Annotated in this window: 21 protein-coding genes; 1 reads left to right on the forward strand and 20 read right to left on the reverse strand. The window is 45.2% G+C overall.

The features are described 5' to 3' along the window. Positions 1 to 3 precede the first annotated feature (3 nt). The 14 genes from VP472_RS10830 to VP472_RS10895 form a co-directional block, all read right to left on the reverse strand. Positions 4 to 774, reverse strand: coding sequence for a protein-glutamate O-methyltransferase (locus tag VP472_RS10830; RefSeq protein WP_146277096.1), 771 nt, complete (start codon positions 772 to 774; stop codon positions 4 to 6). Positions 775 to 963: 189 nt separating this feature from the next. Further along, entirely contained in the window at positions 964 to 1,410 is a 447-nt protein-coding gene (ndk, locus tag VP472_RS10835; RefSeq protein WP_003153455.1) for a nucleoside-diphosphate kinase, read from the reverse strand. A 120-nt stretch (positions 1,411 to 1,530) separates the two neighbouring features. After that, a complete protein-coding gene (gene hepT / locus VP472_RS10840; protein ID WP_003153454.1) occupies positions 1,531 to 2,493 on the reverse strand; it encodes a heptaprenyl diphosphate synthase component II in 963 nt (320 codons plus the stop codon). Positions 2,494 to 2,521: 28 nt separating this feature from the next. After that, positions 2,522 to 3,223: a demethylmenaquinone methyltransferase gene (gene menG, locus VP472_RS10845; RefSeq protein WP_003153453.1), complete on the reverse strand. Its 702-nt coding sequence runs from the start codon at positions 3,221 to 3,223 to the stop codon at positions 2,522 to 2,524. A gap of 5 nt (positions 3,224 to 3,228) precedes the next feature. Further along, positions 3,229 to 3,984 carry a heptaprenyl diphosphate synthase component 1 gene (hepS, locus tag VP472_RS10850; RefSeq protein WP_007409455.1) on the reverse strand — a complete coding sequence of 252 codons (756 nt, stop codon included), beginning with the start codon at positions 3,982 to 3,984 and terminating at the stop codon, positions 3,229 to 3,231. Positions 3,985 to 4,140: 156 nt separating this feature from the next. After that, positions 4,141 to 4,368 (reverse strand): trp RNA-binding attenuation protein MtrB, encoded by a 228-nt coding sequence (gene mtrB, locus VP472_RS10855; RefSeq protein ID WP_003153449.1) that lies wholly within the window; start codon positions 4,366 to 4,368, stop codon positions 4,141 to 4,143. Between the two features lie 20 nt (positions 4,369 to 4,388). Next, positions 4,389 to 4,961, reverse strand: coding sequence for a GTP cyclohydrolase I FolE (folE, locus tag VP472_RS10860; RefSeq protein WP_003153448.1), 573 nt, complete (start codon positions 4,959 to 4,961; stop codon positions 4,389 to 4,391). Between the two features lie 186 nt (positions 4,962 to 5,147). After that, positions 5,148 to 5,426, reverse strand: coding sequence for a non-specific DNA-binding protein Hbs (gene hbs / locus VP472_RS10865; RefSeq protein WP_003153447.1), 279 nt, complete (start codon positions 5,424 to 5,426; stop codon positions 5,148 to 5,150). A 374-nt stretch (positions 5,427 to 5,800) separates the two neighbouring features. Next, positions 5,801 to 7,279, reverse strand: a complete 1,479-nt coding sequence (spoIVA, locus tag VP472_RS10870; protein WP_003153438.1) for a stage IV sporulation protein A — start codon at positions 7,277 to 7,279, stop codon at positions 5,801 to 5,803. A 185-nt stretch (positions 7,280 to 7,464) separates the two neighbouring features. Further along, on the reverse strand, positions 7,465 to 8,199 hold the full coding sequence (locus VP472_RS10875) for a hypothetical protein (RefSeq protein WP_146277098.1): 735 nt from the start codon (positions 8,197 to 8,199) through the stop codon (positions 7,465 to 7,467). A gap of 19 nt (positions 8,200 to 8,218) precedes the next feature. Next, positions 8,219 to 8,422: a DUF2768 domain-containing protein gene (locus VP472_RS10880; RefSeq protein ID WP_003153435.1), complete on the reverse strand. Its 204-nt coding sequence runs from the start codon at positions 8,420 to 8,422 to the stop codon at positions 8,219 to 8,221. A 318-nt stretch (positions 8,423 to 8,740) separates the two neighbouring features. Continuing rightward, complete coding sequence (locus VP472_RS10885) at positions 8,741 to 9,778, reverse strand: NAD(P)H-dependent glycerol-3-phosphate dehydrogenase (protein ID WP_003153434.1); 1,038 nt, start codon at positions 9,776 to 9,778, stop codon at positions 8,741 to 8,743. Between the two features lie 17 nt (positions 9,779 to 9,795). Next, a complete protein-coding gene (gene der, locus VP472_RS10890; RefSeq protein WP_003153433.1) occupies positions 9,796 to 11,106 on the reverse strand; it encodes a ribosome biogenesis GTPase Der in 1,311 nt (436 codons plus the stop codon). Between the two features lie 192 nt (positions 11,107 to 11,298). Beyond that, positions 11,299 to 11,901: a YphA family membrane protein gene (locus tag VP472_RS10895; RefSeq protein ID WP_017418044.1), complete on the reverse strand. Its 603-nt coding sequence runs from the start codon at positions 11,899 to 11,901 to the stop codon at positions 11,299 to 11,301. A 76-nt stretch (positions 11,902 to 11,977) separates the two neighbouring features. Between VP472_RS10895 and VP472_RS10900 the strand changes: the two genes are divergently transcribed. Continuing rightward, on the forward strand, positions 11,978 to 12,109 hold the full coding sequence (locus VP472_RS10900; protein ID WP_003153429.1) for a YpzI family protein: 132 nt from the start codon (positions 11,978 to 11,980) through the stop codon (positions 12,107 to 12,109). Between the two features lie 34 nt (positions 12,110 to 12,143). On the opposite strand, the gene fni is transcribed toward VP472_RS10900, so the two are convergent. The 6 genes from fni to ypeB form a co-directional block, all read right to left on the reverse strand. Beyond that, positions 12,144 to 13,193: a type 2 isopentenyl-diphosphate Delta-isomerase gene (fni, locus tag VP472_RS10905; RefSeq protein WP_146277100.1), complete on the reverse strand. Its 1,050-nt coding sequence runs from the start codon at positions 13,191 to 13,193 to the stop codon at positions 12,144 to 12,146. A 14-nt stretch (positions 13,194 to 13,207) separates the two neighbouring features. Next, complete coding sequence (gene rpsA / locus VP472_RS10910; RefSeq protein WP_003153426.1) at positions 13,208 to 14,356, reverse strand: 30S ribosomal protein S1; 1,149 nt, start codon at positions 14,354 to 14,356, stop codon at positions 13,208 to 13,210. 227 nt (positions 14,357 to 14,583) lie between these two features. Beyond that, complete coding sequence (gene cmk / locus VP472_RS10915; RefSeq protein WP_146277102.1) at positions 14,584 to 15,258, reverse strand: (d)CMP kinase; 675 nt, start codon at positions 15,256 to 15,258, stop codon at positions 14,584 to 14,586. 78 nt (positions 15,259 to 15,336) lie between these two features. Then, positions 15,337 to 15,513 carry a YpfB family protein gene (locus VP472_RS10920; RefSeq protein WP_003153420.1) on the reverse strand — a complete coding sequence of 59 codons (177 nt, stop codon included), beginning with the start codon at positions 15,511 to 15,513 and terminating at the stop codon, positions 15,337 to 15,339. Positions 15,514 to 15,559: 46 nt separating this feature from the next. Continuing rightward, positions 15,560 to 16,216, reverse strand: coding sequence for a flagellar brake protein (locus VP472_RS10925; protein ID WP_015388063.1), 657 nt, complete (start codon positions 16,214 to 16,216; stop codon positions 15,560 to 15,562). 86 nt (positions 16,217 to 16,302) lie between these two features. Then, positions 16,303 to 17,652 (reverse strand): germination protein YpeB, encoded by a 1,350-nt coding sequence (gene ypeB / locus VP472_RS10930; RefSeq protein ID WP_058906151.1) that lies wholly within the window; start codon positions 17,650 to 17,652, stop codon positions 16,303 to 16,305. Positions 17,653 to 17,674 lie beyond the last annotated feature (22 nt).

Here is a 17,674-nt window from a genome sequence, read left to right on the forward strand (position 1 = left end):
CTTCTATCTTTTTTGATAAAAAAATGTATCAGTGCTCTCAAGGCCGAATTTTTCCGGGCTGAAAATCTGCTCTGTGCTTCCGACAAACAGAATTCCGTTCTTTTTCAGACTGCCCGCCATTTTCACATACAGTTCTTCTTTTGCTTTTTCAGTAAAATAAATAAAGACGTTGCGGCAGACGATCAGATCAAAATCCTGTTCATAGCTGTCGGCGAGCAGGTTGTGCCGCTTAAACCGGATGTTTTTTTGAATCTCTTGTTTTACTTGATAACTGTTGTCAGCCCGCTTGGTGAAATAACGGCTTTTCACGGAAGCCGGCACCTCTTGCAGCGAGCGTTCCTGATAGATGCCCCGCTTGGCTTTGCCAAGCGCCTTTTCATCAATATCTGTCGCCAATATATCAAATCCGGCCAGCCCCGTCTGCTGATTGAGAATCATGGCCAAAGTATAGGGTTCCTCCCCCGTTGAACAGGCCGCACTCCATATTTTTAACGGTTTGTTATGCTTTATTAACGGAAGAATTGAGGTTTCAAGAACTTCCCACCGTTTATAATTTCGGTAAAATTCAGAAACATTGATCGTCATCCTGTCCAATGTTTCATTTAATAAAAGCTTGTCTTTCTCCAAAGCGGCGGCAAATTCCTGAAAATCTTTGAATCCCTTTTTTTCATAAAGGGACGTCAGCCGCCTTTTCATCTGTGCTTCTTTGTATAAAGATAAATCAACGCCGGTTATTTGTTTCCACTTGGTGATAAAAATTTCGTAAGGCTCCATTGCTTCTCTCCCAATCTCGCTGTCTTTTGTCCTAGTATAGCCTGTTTTCTTTCTAATTTGTACGATTTCAATAAAAAAATCAGCCCGCAGGCTGATTTGTGAGAAATGAAAAGACAGGGCAGCGCAGCCTCTGTCTTTTTTAAAATATGTAAACCTTTTCATAACAAGAGAAAAAGAAAGGCTGACGGCTTAGTACACCCAGTCGGCCATTAATTTTTGATACGGTACAAGCTCTTCCTGTTTGAAGAAAATGTCAATTTCCCGCTCAGCGCTTTCTAAGGAGTCTGAACCGTGAATGATATTTTTGCCGACAAACATGCCGTAGTCACCGCGGATCGTGCCCGGCAGTGCATCTTTCGGGTTCGTTTTTCCGATCAGCTGTCTTGTGATCTCTACTACATTTTCCCCTTCCCATACCATTGCAAATACGGGTCCTGATGTAATGAATTCCACAAGCTCGCCGAAAAACGGCTTCCCTTTATGTTCAGCATAATGGTTTTCAGCCATCTGTTCTGAAACTTGCATTAGCTTGGCTCCTGCCAATTGTAAGCCCTTACGCTCAAATCTGGATAAAATCTCTCCGATCAGCTGGCGCTGTACGCCGTCCGGTTTTACCATGATAAAAGTTTTTTCCATAAGATTCTCCACCCCATCATTATGTATAGGCTTTCAAGTTGCACACCGAAATCGTAACATCTTTCTGACAATTAATCAATCCAGGGCGGAGAATGTTCACATCTTGTTCGTAAAAGGAATTTAAAATTTCCGTTTGCCGATATATTTGGCGATGGCGGCCAATGATGAGCGCGCCCGTCCTCTCGGCAGTGTATTCAGTTTTTCAAACGCTTTTTTTAAGTACCTGTCACTGACGGCCATTGATTTTTCAATCGCGTCTGTGCGTTTAATATTTTCAATAATGGGGGCGAGCTGCTCCTGTGTTGTTTCACTGTTAATTAATTTCAGCTGATTTTTCAATTCAGGCTGACGGAGCGCGTACAAAACGGGCAGAGTGACATTTCCTTGCAGCAGATCCCCTCCGACCGGTTTTCCCAGTTCCTCTTCCGTTGAAGTGAAATCAAGAATGTCGTCAATAATCTGGTAGGACATGCCCACGTAATAGCCGAACCAATATAATGCTTTGTGAATCTTCTCATCAGCTCCCGAAGCGATGGCGCCGAGCTGGCAGCTGACGGCAATGAGAAGAGCCGTTTTCCGTTTGATGCGGCGCAAATAGGTTCTGAGGTTTTGTTCCATATTGTATTTATCTCTGATCTGTTCAATTTCTCCGAGGCATACTTCTACGATGGTTTTGGACAGGATCCGGTGGGCTTTCGGCTCATCCAATCTCGTCATCATCTCAAGTGAGCCCGCAAGCATATAATCACCGGTATACATGGCGATACGGTTGTCCCACTTGGCTTTGATGGTCGGCTTTCCCCTCCGCAGCTCGGCGTCATCAATGACGTCGTCATGCACGAGGGACGCCATATGAATCATTTCCAGCGTCACCGCAACATATTTTATTTTATTAATGTCATAGTCGCCGAACATGCCGGAAAGCAATACGAAAACAGGGCGGATCCGCTTGCCTCCCGCCTGGAGCAGATGGAGCCCGGCTTCACTCAGCAAGGGATAGTCTGACCGCACCGTTTGCTCAAGCTCCCTTTCGATCACATCAATATCGTCATTTAAAAAAGAATAGGCCATTTTAAATTTCATATCATTCACCCAAACATCTGTATATTCATCATTTCCAACCGATATGCGTAGCGGCCACTCCGCCGGTAAACGAATGGTATTTGACATTCGTCAGGCCCGCTTCTTCAAACAGACGCGCAAGTTCTTTCATACCGGGAAATTCTCTTGCCGATTCTTGAAGCCAAGAATATTCTTTATAGCTCTTCGCAAACATTTTTCCGAAGAAAGGCATGATGTATTTAAAATATAGAAAATATGCCTGTCTGAATCCGAACATTTCCGGCTGGGATGTTTCCAGACATACGACCTGCCCGCCCGGTTTGACGACCCGCCGCATTTCTTTCAGCACGGTCAGATAGTCGGGAACGTTCCGCAGCCCGAAGCCGATGGTGACAAAATCAAAAGAATCATCAGCGAAAGGAAGCTCCATCGCATTTCCGTGCAAAAGCTCAATTTGGCTGTAACCGCCCTCTTTCACTTTTTTCTCGCCGATGCTCAGCATATTTTTGCTGAAATCCAGTCCTTTGATTTCGCCGCTTTTTCCGGCTGCTTCTGCGAGGGCAATCGTCCAGTCAGCCGTTCCGCAGCAGACATCAAGCGCTTTTGCGCCTTCTTTTACATTCATGATCTGCATCGTTTTATCGCGCCATTTTTTATGCTGCTGAAAACTGATAACAGAGTTCATTTGGTCATAATTTTTATAGATTTTTTCAAACACGCCGTGTACGCGCTGTTCTTTTGACTCCTGCATGTTGATTACCCTTCTTCCACTTTCTGATGATATGTTTTGTCCTGGCTGATCGCCTTAAGCCGGTTCAGCATTAGGTTTTGGATTGGTGAATTGAGCGGCAGCAGCGTTTCAATGCTTTGCTTTGCCTTTCGGAAGCTATCTTCCATTATGTCAGCCTTTGATTTCCCTGACTTTACAATATTGCCGATGACATCGAGAAATATAGCATTGCCGTTCATCAGCCGCTTATATACAAAAAAATCACTCGCCAGCTCTTTCCAGCGCGGAAGATTAAAGTGGTCTGACACTCTGTGAAACAGGGCCGCTTCCACAATCGCCATGCTTTCGATCAATTGATTCAAGTCATTGACAGACCGATCGTACAGACGGATTTTATGCTCATTGATTTCTTTAATTGCCGTAGCGAGCGTCCGAATCATATAGATATCCTTCATTTCAGATAAAAGCGAATAATACAGTCCGCTGAAATAGTCGCCGGCAAGCACGGTGAGCTGCCGGTTTTTATTTTCGTCTCGCTTTAACGCTCTGGCTGTTGTCACTTCATCGTGGGTATCAAGGGCGCTTTGGACAAGCATCGCAGTTACTATGTAATTTTCTCTGTCGTTGTTCTTAATGTCCGCCTCTTCAAACAAAGCGTGAAAAAGAAGAAGCTTATCCTCATCGATTTTAGGCGCGGAAATATGTTTCGCTAAATAAGGATGAGACAGCTTTTGTTTTAATTTCGTATTTAGATTCGCTAAAGTTCCGTAGATGTCTTGCAAAAATATCACCCTTGTCCCCAAATTCACATTTATTCTAATATGTATGAGATTTACTCGTCATTATTATACGCAGGTATCATTATAGCATAAAAAAAAGAAATTGGCTGTATTCTCCCGCCGTTTGCGGGCATTTGGCAAAAGCGGGAAACAGCCGGCTTATTTTTTTTCGCTGTTCATTTCTCCGTAAGCGGTCTGGATGAGGGCGTTGCCTCTCACTTTGATGGCAGAGGTATGCTCAGTAAACTGAGCGATAATCACTTCGCCTTTGTCCAGTTTTTCGGAATGGTGAAATTTCGTATCCGTTCCTCTCGTTAAACCGATGACGTTCACGCCGTCCTCAACCGCTTTAATGACGACAAAATCACTTGAATGCTTTGAATTCATATCTGCACCCTCTATCATTATTAATCCGCACGTTTAATATGTTCTAACACTTCGGAACGCGCCGCTGCGTCATCTTTAAAAATACCTCTTACAGCGGAAGTCACTGTTTTTGCGCCCGGCTTTCTTACGCCCCTCATCGTCATGCACATATGCTCAGCTTCGACGACAACCATGACGCCGTGGGGATCTAAGGTCTCTACGATGCTTTCTGCAATCGTTGAAGTAATGCGCTCCTGCAGCTGCGGGCGTTTTGAGACGGCTTCCACCGCCCGCGCCAATTTACTCAGGCCCGTCACTTTGCCGCCGCGCGGAATGTAGGCAATATGCGCTTTTCCGTAAAAAGGAACAAGGTGATGTTCACACATGGAATGAAACGCGATATCTTTTACAAGAACAAGCTCCTCATGGTCTTCTCCGAAAACGGTTTTAAAGTGTTCTTTCGGGTCTTCATTTAATCCCGAGAATACTTCCGCGTACATTTTTGCCACGCGTTTCGGCGTATCTAAAAGCCCTTCCCGGTCCGGATCTTCTCCAATCGCCTCTAAAATCTGGCGAACCGCCTGTTCAATCTGTTCTTTATTAACTTCTTTCATTGTCTGTGTCCTCCACCATTGAATACATTTAATTTCGATTCTAGCACATTTGCCGCGCCAAAAGCAAAACGAAAGTCCTGCCCGGTGACCGGGGCTGCTTAAATATGAAAAGCCCCTTTATCAAGGGGCTTTTCTGTGAAGAAACAAAGTGTATGTATCAGATGCATACACGATCTATATTCACAATTATTTTCCTGCAACAGCGTCTTTAAGAGCTTTACCTGGTTTGAAAGCAGGTACTTTGCTTGCAGGGATTTCGATTTCTTCACCTGTTTGCGGGTTACGTCCTTTACGTGCAGAACGCTCGCGCACCTCAAAGTTACCGAAACCGATCAGTTGGATTTTATCACCGTTTTTAAGTGCATCTAAAATCGTATCAAAAACAGAATCAACTGCTTTTGTAGCGTCTTTTTTAGACAATTCGCTTGCTTCAGCAACCGCATTGATTAGTTCTGTCTTGTTCATGCCTTTCACCTCCTCCCAAAAGGGTATCAAATCAGCAGTTTATTATCATTTCTTCACAGTTCAGCCTGATTCTAAACCTGTCTGATAAAAAATCAAAGCAGGGAAGAACAGACAAGTAAACGGCTTTTCATAAGAAAACAGACACTTTGAGGAATGTTTGTCCAACAAAGTGAAGATTTTCTGTATGTAGAGTAACACATATAAAAAGCCATATCAAGCATTTTAAAGCCTCAATCCCTTGCTCGTCAAGGTTTTCACGTGTTTTACCGAACAAATATTCCTTTTTTTGCTTTTTTCCTCCTAATCCTTGATTGATTTCCAGTATCTAAAAAGAATAAAAAAAGACCCCCCGTTTCAGGAAGAGGTCCTTCAGCTTACAAAATAATGGCGATCAGGCCGCCTGAGCCTTCGTTAATAATTCTCTCAAGCGTTTCTTTCAGTTTGTATCTCGCATTTTCCGGCATGAGTGACAGTTTTGCGGAGATTCCTTCTCTTACGATAGAGCTCAATGATCTGCCGAAAATATCGGAATTCCAGATAGAAAGCGGATCATCTTCAAAGTCCTGCATTAAGTAGCGGACAAGCTCTTCACTTTGTTTTTCTGTCCCGATGATCGGTGCGAATTCACTTTCCACATCCACTTTGATCATATGAATGGACGGAGCGACCGCTTTCAGCCTTACTCCGAACCTTGATCCCTGCCTGATAATTTCCGGTTCATCAAGGCTCATATCGGTTAAGGCCGGGGCGGCAATGCCGTAGCCGGTCTGTTTCACCATTTTCAGCGCATCTGATACCTGATCATATTCTTTTTTCGCGTGGGCGAAGTCCTGCATTAATTCAAGCAGGTGGTCTTTCCCGCGGATTTCAACGCCGACCACTTCTTTTAAAATCTGGTCATATAAATGATCCGGCGCATACAAATCAATTTCTGCCACACCCTGGCCAAGTTCAATTCCGGCCAATCCGGCGCTTTCAATAAATTCAAATTCACTGAAGTGGCCGACAACCCGGTCGACATCGCGCAGGCGTTTAATATCTTTTACGGTTTCTTTCACTGATTCCTGGTAGCTCTCTCTGAGCCAATGATTTTCTTTCAGCACCATGACCCAGCTCGGAAGGTTGACATTGACTTCCAGCACAGGGAACTCGTAAAGCGCTTCTCTGAGGACGCTTAACACATCTGTTTCCCGCATGCTTTCAACACTCATGGCGAGGACAGGAATATCATATTTCGCGCTTAATTCAGCTCTGAGCGCTTCTGTTTCCGGGTGGTACGGTTTTACCGAGTTGATGACCATAATAAACGGTTTGCCGACTTCCTTCAGCTCGTCGATGACTCTTTCTTCCGCTTCCACGTAATCGCCCCGCGCAATATCGCCGATTGAGCCGTCTGTCGTAATGACGACCCCGATTGTGGAGTGTTCCTGGATGACTTTTCTCGTACCGATTTCCGCAGCCTCATGAAAGGGAATCGGTTCTTCGTACCAAGGTGTATTGATCATTCTCGGACCGTTTTCATCCTCATATCCCTTCGCCCCGGGAACCGTATATCCTACACAATCCACAAGACGGATGTTGACATCAAGCCCTTCCGCGACATGAACGGACATGGCTTGATTCGGGACAAATTTTGGTTCTGTGGTCATTATCGTTTTTCCTGCTGCGCTTTGCGGAAGCTCATCCTGCGCCCGCGCTCGGTCGGCCTCATTGCTGATATTCGGGAGCACCACAAGCTCCATAAATTTTTTAATGAATGTAGATTTCCCTGTACGGACAGCGCCAACGACTCCTAAGTATATATCGCCTCCTGTTCGTTCAGCGATATCCTTGAAAATATCGACCTTTTCCAAGTGATCCCCTCCCGGACTTCCTATCCTTATCATTTTTCATTCACCATTCTCCAATCAAATACAGGACACTATATGTGTATGACGTTGTCCTATTTCAATATGACATCTTTAGAAAATTTTCAGGCAGTCTTTTCTATCAAAATCAAAAAAACCTTTCTCCCTATTTGTATGCGCGGGAAAAAGGTTCATTCCTGTTTCGTTTGACTTTCTAAAAAAACGGGTTCCTGTTTTTCATTTACGGTGTATGTGACTGAAAAGGCCGGGACGAAAGGAGTCTCTTTCCATAAAATATCCTGAATTTCCGCGCCCGGTTTGATTTTCTTTTTGTTTTCCTTCAGGCAGCGGGCGAGATCGACGCGATAGTCGGCATAGATTTCTCCGTCAGCGCCGATTAAAAGCGGCAGAGACGTGCCTGAAACCGGACTTTTGACTGAAGGAGAGTCTTTCATGCCGAGCTTTTTTTCATTTAAAGTGAACAGCCCTTTTGAAACGGCGTCCTCATAGGGAGGATATGTATGCTTTTCCTGATACATTTTGACACGCAGCTTCATGTCGCGGATTGCTTCCGCCATTTGGAGATCGACCAGCTTGACGGTCGGCTTATTTTCCACATCGACAAGCACGTATTGGTACATTCCTCCGCTTTCATAAGCTGAGGCCGGCGGCTCCTCTATGTATCTGGGCGCGAGCCGCTTAAAATCTATCGGATATTTTTGATAGAGCGGTGTTTTCATATCTTTTGTCTGAATCGGCAGAAGTCCGCCGTTCACCTTTTTAAATTCATCCACTGCCGCTTGCACCTGCTGAAGCTGATGTTTGTAAGATACTTTATTTTCAGTTTTTTTCGCTTCAGGGTACAGACAGCCGGACAGCAGAAGCACCGCCATTGCCGTTATGACGGCCATTTTTAACTTATGCATTCCGCGCCCCCTTTTTGCTTTATTCATTGACAGGCCCGCTGAAAACGACCATTAACACGATCAATCCCGAGATGACCATGCAGGCATAAGCGAGTGAAGAAACCGCTGCTTTTATCAGTTTGTTTTTCACTTTGTACCTGCTGACATAAATAGAGGCGACCGCAACAAACATTAATCCCATAGCACCAAGCGCAAACCACATTTTCATCAATGCCACACTCACGTTCGTGCCCCCCGTCCCATCATTGTAAGCGTTATATTTCATTTTAATATACAAATGTTGAAAAGATCAACAGGTTTTCCATCTATTGAAAAAACAAAAAAACTGAAGCAAAGAGGGGGACTTTGCTTCAGTCAAGTTGACTATATTCACCTGTACGTCTGAGATACACTCTCTTGGACTTCGATGCTATAGTATGCTTAGATGCGTACGTCTGCATCCTCTTCTGCCTAAATCAGCAAATGTTTTAAGCGATTTCAGCCGGAGAGTTCTGCGTTTTGGACTTTCGTCACTTCAGAATATGCTGACGGCATGTTATTGTCACTTCACCCGGTTTTCGAATGTGTTGACCAAGTCTTCCATCTCATGGGTTTTCACTCTGGCCATTAAGGATTCTACGGCCGTTTCTACCTTCTGCCCGTTAAATAATACTTGGTGAAGCGCTTCTGTGATCGGCATTTTCACCTGATATTTTTGAGACAGCTGATACGCAGCTTTCGTCGTCCGCACGCCTTCAACAACCATCCCCATCTTATCCAGGACAGCTTCCAGCTTGTATCCTTTGCCGAGCAGGTTGCCGGCGCGCCAGTTTCGGGAATGAACGCTTGTACACGTCACGATTAAATCGCCTACGCCGGTCAGGCCGGAAAAGGTGAGCGGATTTCCGCCCATCTTTGTGCCGAGTCTGGCGATTTCAGCAAGACCTCGGGTGATTAAGGCCGCTTTTGCATTATCTCCGTATCCCAATCCATCTGTAATCCCCGCTGCAAGAGCAATGATATTCTTTAACGCTCCCCCTATTTCAACACCGATCATATCCGGATTTGTATAGACGCGGAAATGCTGGTTCATGAATAAATCCTGAACCGCTTCTGCAGCCTTGATATTTTTTGAAGATGATGTAACAGTCGTCGGGTGTCTTAATCCGACTTCCTCAGCGTGGCTCGGCCCTGAAAGCACGACGATGTCTTTTCTGTACTCCTCAGGCAGCTCCTCTTCCATTAATTCTGAAATGCGGAGAAGCGAATCCGGCTCAATTCCCTTGCTGACATGAACAAAAATCGATTGTTTCGGGATGTACGGCAGAGCCTTTTTCAGCACTTCCCGAATGGCTTTTGTCGGAACTGCCACAATGATGAAGTCAGCTCCTTTTAAAGCCTCGCTTAAATCGGCTGTCCCGATGATAGAACTTGATAGCTCCACCCCCGGCAGGTAATCTTTGTTTTCATGCAGTTCGTTGATTTGATCGATCAATTCGGCACGGTGTCCCCACATCATGACTTGGTGTCCGTTATCAGCCAGCACTAAAGAAAGTGCAGTGCCCCAGCTTCCCGCTCCAAGCATTGCCACTTTTTTCATCTCTGTATCACACCTTTTTATTTTCTTGCTCTTGCAAATATTTTAATTGGCGTACCTTCAAATCCGAAAGCGTCCCGGATTCGGTTTTCTAAAAAGCGTTCATAAGAAAAATGCATCAGTTCCGGATCGTTGACAAAAACAACGAAGCTCGGCGGCTTAACAGCGACTTGAGTCGCATAATAAATTTTCAGACGGGAGCCGTTGTGCGTCGGAGTCGGATTCATGGCGACCGCATCCATGATGACATCATTTAAGACATTTGTCTGCACGCGGAGAGAGTGGTTTTCACTCGCTTTAATAATCGCAGGCATGAGTGTATGAATCCGCTTTGTCGTCAGTGCCGACATAAACAGCACCGGCGCATAATCGAGAAATTGGAAATGCTCCCGAATATTCTGTTCAAATTCTTTCATCGTGCGCTCGTCCTTATCAACGGCATCCCATTTGTTTACGATAATGACGACGGCTTTCCCGGCTTCATGGGCGTATCCGGCGATCCGCTTGTCCTGCTCCAGGATGCCTTCTTCTGCATTCAGCACAACGCCGACGACGTCTGAGCGGTCAATGGCTTTTAACGCCCGCAGCACACTGTATTTTTCTGTTGTTTCATATACTTTACCCTTTTTTCTCATTCCCGCCGTGTCAACGATTACGAATTCCTGCTGATTGTAAGTGAACGCCGTATCTACAGCGTCTCTAGTCGTTCCGGCTACGTTGCTCACGATAACCCGCTCTTCGCCGAGCATCGCATTGACAAGGGATGATTTTCCGACATTCGGGCGGCCGATCAGGCAGAATTGAACGACATCATCACTGTACTTCGTCTCCGGAATGTTTTTAAAATGCTCGGCACAAGCATCGAGCAAATCTCCCAATCCTAAACCGTGTGTGCCCGAAATCGGATACGGTTCTCCAAAGCCGAGCGCATAAAAGTCATAGATGTTCGCTCTCATTTCGGTATTATCTAATTTATTAACGGCTAATACGACCGGTTTTTTCGTCCGGTACAGTATTTTTGCCACTTCTTCATCCGCAGACGTCACACCTTCGCGGCCGTTCACCATAAAGATGATCACATCAGCCTCGTCCATGGCGATTTCAGCCTGCTGGCGGATCTGTGTCAGAAACGGTTCGTCTCCGATATCAATTCCGCCCGTATCAATCAGGTTAAAATCATAATTCAGCCATTCCGCCGAACTGTATATCCGGTCCCGCGTCACTCCGGGGGTATCTTCTACTATTGAAATTCTTTCACCCGCAATCCGGTTAAAGATTGTGGATTTTCCCACATTCGGTCTTCCGACAATGGCTACGACAGGTTTACCCATAGTACCCTTCCTTTCAATCCAGCCGCTTACATTTTCACAAAAAATTGTTCAACCGGTTATTAAAAATCATCTTCGCTATGAAAAGAACCCTTCAAACAGAAGGGCTTAACTCATTTATTATATCAGTTTTCACTGAGATCACAATGTATTCTTCAAAATGTTTCGCATTCATGTAACAGTCTCCGTCTGTTTTCAAGACATTTTTGTCGCTCCTTTGCCCTGCTTTTTGCTTTTTTGGCTGATGCGCGCCGCAAGCTGTTCATATGTAGTCAGCCCGACGAGAAGAATCACTCCCGCCGAACAGCCTGAAAGCCATTTATAATCACCGACGGCTGCTGCACCCGCAATGTTGCGGATGACCGCAGCATACAATAACTCCCCCTGGCACATGCCGAGAACAAAAAGACAAAGCCTCTCAGGGAACCGCCCCTCAACAGAAAGCGTAATAACGGTAAGCAGTATAACCGCCGCCCATTCAGGTTTTATGATAAACCAAACAGGGTCATATAATGCAAAAAGAAAAATAAAGCCGTATGCCGCAGACGCCGTCAGATGAATCACAATATGACGGAGCCGTTTATGCATGCCGAGGCTTCCCGCATATACAAATGCCGCAGCAAAAAACATGACATATGCCGCGTTCAGCGTAAAATAAGCCGTTATCTGATGTATGCTTGCCATCATATTAGTCAAAATAAAGACTGATACGTAAAACCGGCTTTTTGTTTTGGCAAAAATAAAAGTCGCAAGTATCCATAAAAACCACATTGACCAGTAATAATAAAACGGTTCCATAATCGCTCCTCCTCTGACCAGTATGGAGCGGGAACGCATTTTTTAAACCAATTATGCCTGAAAGGAGCGGATAAGGATGGGAAAAGACAGACAGGAGAAAAAACTGAAAGCCTCCCGCCGGGTGGAATCTGATCGCGATGATTCGATTCACCATAAAGGAGCGACAAGCCTTGAACAAAACGGTGAATTCCGAAAAAGAAAATCGTAAAAAACAGAAAAAGGCATGCGTGTTCGCATGCCTTTTAACGTCTGCTGAAACGGGACGTGTCAATTCCCCGTTCAGAAAGCCAGTGATGTGTGTCACCTTTTATGACCAAAGGCGCCTTTTGCAATTGGGCAACCGATTGGCATCCGAGGGCGGTCATAATCATTTTCAGCTCTTGTAAAAGCGCCGTCATCTCGTCAAACAGCCCCTCTTCTCCTTTGGAGGTGAGAGCTTTCAGGAAAGTGCCTGCCATTCCCGCGCCAGAAGCGCCGAGGGCAATCGATTTGGCGACATCCAGGGCACTTTGCAGCCCGCCGGATGCGATAATTGATTGATCAGCGGAGAGCGAGTGGATTTCCGCTAAGCTTGCGGCAGTGGAAATTCCCCATGTATTAAAAAATTGAAGCGCCTTCTCTCTGCGCATATTTTCAATCTTAGAGAAATTTGTACCGCCGTATCCGCCGGCATCAACTGCTGCCGCACCGGCATCAAATAACTGCCGTGCCGACTCCCTGCTCATTCCGAAGCCGACTTCTTTGACAAAAACGGGAACTCCCGCTTCCGCCGCAATCCGCTCAATACGGCCGAGAGCGCCGGTAAAGCTTCTGTCTCCCTCCGGCATGACGATCTCCTGAATCACATTTAAATGAATCTGAAGGGCATCCGCTTGAATCATATCAATTGCCCTTTTTGCCTGCTCGGCATCCGCCTCGCTGCCTAAATTGGCAAATATCAGCCCGTCCGGATTCTCTTTTCTGACGATCTCGTAAGAATACCGTTCGGAGGGATCTTTTAAAGCCGACATTTGTGAACCGACAGCCAGCGGCATGCCGGCTTTGCGCGCGGCTCTTGCCAGCGATCTGTTAATTTCGTATGTAAGCTGTCCGCCGCCGCCTGTCATCGCATTGATAAAAATCGGCGAACTGCTTGTGAGTCCGCCGATTTTCGTTGATGTATCCACTTTTTCCAATGCTAGGTTCGGTAGGCTGACATGAACAAACGTAATATCATCAAGCCCCGTTTCCCGGTTTTGGCCGGTAGACAGCGCATGATTTATATGTTCTCTTTTTCGTTCTGCTCGTGTCACGTTTTATCACCAATTTATTTTAATTTATTTAGCTTGTCTCCGATTAAATCGCCAAGCTGGAAGCCGGTGCTCGGCTCTTCTTTCGCCTGGTATTGACGGAAGTCCTCCTGATCGGCTTTCGGCGCTTCTTCAAGCTCACGCATGCTTAAGGAAATGCGCTCTTCGCTTTCGTTCACGTCAAGCACTTTCACTTTAACAGTCTGTCCTTCTTCAAGCACTTCATGCGGCGTTCCGATATGTTTATTGGAAATTTGCGAAATGTGCACAAGTCCTTCCACGCCCGGAAGAATTTCAACGAAGGCGCCGAAGCTTACAAGGCGCTGCACTTTTCCTTCAAGCACATCTCCCTGTTTTACCTTTTCGCCGATCTGGCTCCAAGGTCCCGGCAGCGTTTCTTTAATAGATAAAGAAATACGCTCGTTATCGCGGTCTACGGACAGCACTTTCACTTTTACGTCCTGACCTTCTTCCACCACGTCAGACGGTTTTTCGACGTGTGAATGAGACAGCTGCGAAATATGAACAAGCCCGTCAATTCCGCCGATGTCGACAAATGCGCCGAAATCAGTCAGACGCTGCACTTTTCCTTCAAGCACGCTTCCAACTTCAAGCGTTTGGAGAAAATCATGCTTTTTGGCTGTCTGTTCTTTTTCCACTACAGCCCGGTGTGACAGAATCACCCGGTTTTTATCACGATCGAGTTCAACGACGATAAGAGAGAGGGTTTTCCCTTTATAGTCAGTGAAATCCTCGACGAAATGAGCTTCGACAAGTGATGCGGGAATGAAGCCGCGAACGCCGATATCAACGACGAGACCGCCTTTCACCACATCTTTCACTTCAGCTTCAAACACTTCTTTTGTGTCGAATTTTTTTTCAAGGTCTTCCCAAGCGCGGTCAGCATCAACGGCACGTTTAGATAAAATCAAAGCATCGTCTTCCACTTTTGTTACTTTCAGGTCAAGCTCGTCGTCAACTTTTACGACATCCGATGCTTTCTCTACATGAAGACTTGATAATTCACTGATTGGAATGATTCCGGACTGTTTGACATTGACAATTTCGACATCTACATGCTTGTCCTCTACCTTTGTCACAATCCCTTTTACTACATCTCCAACCTCTGGCACTTGAACATCAATTTGATTCATTTCCTCTGTCATTTGAATAACCTCCTTGGTCCAAACCTACACAGCTTAATTAATACGGTTTGAAAGCTGAACATGTGAATGTCCGCTTTTCAGCCGAATATGTATTAAAGAATCATCCAAAAAAGATTTTGAATGATCAATAAAAAGTTTTATTAGTATTAACTTCTAATAAAAGGACTGGTTTGTCAAGCAATAACATCTTGTCTTTTGAAAAAAATTAAGAAGCGCTCCGCCCGAAGTTAACGTGATTTCTGTTCGACGATCTCCAGAATTTTTCCTGCGACTTCGGCAATGCTGAGTGACGTCGTATCGATTTCAATCGCGTCTTCCGCTTTGCGCAGCGGGGAAACTTCCCTCTCTGAATCGAGTTTGTCGCGTCTGGAAATTTCTTCAATGAGCGTCTCGTAATTCACGTCATATCCTTTTTTCTTATTCTCTTCATATCGGCGCTTCGCTCTTTCCTCTACGGACGCGAGCAGAAAAATTTTCACTTCGGCATCAGGCAGCACGTGAGTACCGATATCGCGGCCGTCCATGACGACACCGCCTTTTTGTCCGAGCTGCTGCTGTCTTTTGACCATTTCTTCTCTGACGCCTTTATGCTTGGCGGCGATGGATACTTGGTTGCTGACTTCGTCTTTTCGGATTTCTTCTGTCACATCTTCTCCGTTTACGAGAACGATTTGTCCTTCCAGAGCGGATACAAGCTCAATTTCCGTACGCTTCAAAAGCTCTGTAAGCGCGGCTTCATCGGTTAAATCGGCATTCTGCTTGAGCGCCGTATATGTAATGGCACGATACATCGCCCCTGTATCAATGTACACATATGATTTTTTCTCAGCCACTATTTTAGCAACGGTGCTTTTTCCGGCAGCGGCCGGCCCGTCGATCGCAATTGATAATTTCTTGTCCATAATCTCTCTCCTTGCTCTTTACTCCTCTATGGATTGTATCATGAACTGCCGGAAAAGGGGCGAAAAAATTGAGCTGATTTACCGCTTTACCGTTTCAATCCATTCTTTTTTCTCCATTTTATCAACTCCCTCATATTTCACAGCTTTCGAAATATAAGGTTCAATAGGCTGATAATGAAGCAAAAACTGCACCGCGCCCAAAATTATAAGCTGAATGCAGACCAATTTGACCAGCAGACGTTCAAATGTTTTCATACACGCGCACCTCCATTAGGATTAGTATGGAAAAGTGCGCTGCTGTTTATTCCGACAGACTGTTTCTTCTCTGCTGCAGCTGCGCGCGCATACAATATTGGAGTAAAAGCTGCTGCGCTGCGGGGCCGATTTCTGTAAATTCAAGCGTCATTTTTTGTTTATCCGCCTTTTCATCATAAAAAATCCGCTGGGTAAGAGCCTCGGCCGTTATATCCGCCTCATTTTCCTTGCCGGGAAGAGAAAATGAGACATACAGCTTTTCACCTGGTTCCGCGGAAATATGCTCAGGCATCACAACAGCGATTCCGCCGGCGCTGATATTAGAGGAAACCGTTTGGAAAGCGGTTTTTTTCGCTTCCATTTTGACGGATACATCCAATACTGCGTCTGCACGGACGTATCGGCGTCTTTGAATCCGCTTCATTTCCTCCTGAGGGGGGATGTCCAATCCGATCATCGGGATGGGTTCTTTTTTCTTTCCTTTGATTATGCTTTTAAATTGATACGGTACTTGGCCATTCCCCATAAATTCCGCTGTTATTTCCAATCCTTTATGCAAAAAGACCGTCCGTCCCGAATCCAGATCGACGGGATATGAGATGTGGAGTTCGCCGTTTTCAACGCTTACTGCTTTACTCCTCGCTTTTTTGGGCTCATTGTTCTCTATGTATTCAATCCAAATATAATCTCCGACAGCTATCATGGCCTTCACTCTTTCATTATTTATGCTTTTATTAAAGCATGTAATGAAAAAAAGGAAAAGACTTTTAGTCCTTTCCTCCTTTATTTTTACAGGTCTTTATATATAGGCTCTGCACTTTTTAATTTTTCTATTTTTTCCTCTTTTCCATCGTCCGCATTAATGAACATTTGATACGTGTCTTTCCCGATCGTCCCGAGCATTTCGTAGCAAAGCACTTCCTGACCGAGTTCATTCATGATCAGCGCCTGCCGGGTCTCCCGCACTTCAACATTTTTATTCAGCTTCGCTTTCGCTTCATCAGCTGACAAAGCGGGAGCCGGAATCGTTCTCGTGCGGTGCGCCGCCAGGTAATCACGCGCGGAAAAACCGACGACTTCACCATCATCCAGCGCCACTTTCATTCGGATGGCTTCCGGATAAATGCGGACGTTTTTCTCCACGGGAATAAAAGAAAAGACGCCGATGTTATTATATTGCGCGCTTTCATCAATTTCGAGGCCTTTTGTTTCATATCCGTTTTTCTTTAAAAACACGACAGCCCGGTTAGATGCTTCATTGAGGCTGATCTTTTGTTTCTTCACGGCCCGTTTTTGAATCAAATAGACAGGATGTCCCCCTTTTTGGGTAATATCCATATAGATAAAAGATTTGTGATCCGCGTCATTCATGCGGATACTGTATACATCCCGATTCGTCTTCCGGCCGCTTTTGACCACTTTAATGGAATAATTATGATCAGGCGCAAACCGTTGTGCGATTTTTACCGCTTCTTTTTCCGTAATTTGTTTTCCTTTCAGATGCGTAAAACCTTTTCGTTCTGTATTTGCTCCCGTAAATGTGGGGCTGATGCTGCCTTCAGAAAAAGCGCCTACATTTTTTTCGACTGTTTTAAAGCTGTCGACGATCGTATTATCGCTTTGTTTTTTGTCAGAGGCGAGCGCCATTTCAACATCCATCCACCGTAAATTTTTGCTCATGACGAGATGCTGAACGCTGCGAAGCTGGTTTTGAATGTTCTCCGCCTGTTTGTACAGGCTGTTCAGTGTTGTATATTCTTTCTTATCAAGCGGTTTTTGGTCTAAATCCCGGACGGATGTTTTATAGCTGAAATCTCCTATATTGGATAAAAACTCCTCCGTCTTATTAAAAGGCATGAGAGTCAGGGGCAGCTGGCTCACATTGTTATGCGCTTCAGATGTAATTCTCCATACATCAATGAGCGCCGGAGACAGAGATTTTTTACTGTTCATCGCAAGCGTCGTCCCGATTTTGTCGTGAAGCTGATCAACATGGTACGTCAGTTCATGAAAAGCCCTCTGATAATTATTTTCCGCGTGCAGAAGGACCGCATCTTTTTCCTGATGCTCTTTATATCCCCAGTATCCGGTTGCGGCGATCGCGACACCGAGAACAGCGATAATGATTCCTCTAATCATGTTAACACCTCATTTTGCGTAC

It is taken from the genome of Bacillus sp. MT(2024) (assembly GCF_036362845.1).
Classification (GTDB): Bacteria; Bacillota; Bacilli; order Bacillales; family Bacillaceae; genus Bacillus; species Bacillus velezensis.